The organism is Bacillus sp. SIMBA_005, assembly GCF_046535585.1.
In the GTDB taxonomy this organism is placed as follows: Bacteria; Bacillota; Bacilli; order Bacillales; family Bacillaceae; genus Bacillus; species Bacillus pumilus.
Genome location: NZ_JAWRWI010001210.1, coordinates 1 through 234 on the forward strand (window position 1 = coordinate 1; position 234 = coordinate 234).

Here is a 234-nt window from a genome sequence, read left to right on the forward strand (position 1 = left end):
CGGTTCGGCCCGACGGACGGCACGATTCCGGTCATCGTATACCCCTCGACAGGAAGACCCGCCTTATTGATTAAGGTTTGATATCCGCTTCCCAATGTGCCGGTGAAAATGCCGGTTTTTGTTCCGGCAATCCGTTTTGCCGAGTACCCCGCGTCTTCAATGGCTTTCCACACATACATCATTAATAGGCGCTGCTGAGGATCCATCATTTCAGCTTCTTTCGGAGATATCCCG

The 234-nt window shown here is 52.1% G+C and carries 1 protein-coding gene; it reads right to left on the reverse strand.

Annotated elements, in window-relative coordinates; genetic code table 11:
- Positions 1-234 (reverse strand): beta-ketoacyl synthase N-terminal-like domain-containing protein (locus tag SB660_RS23910; RefSeq protein WP_410585102.1); only part of this gene is annotated, 234 nt, incomplete at both ends.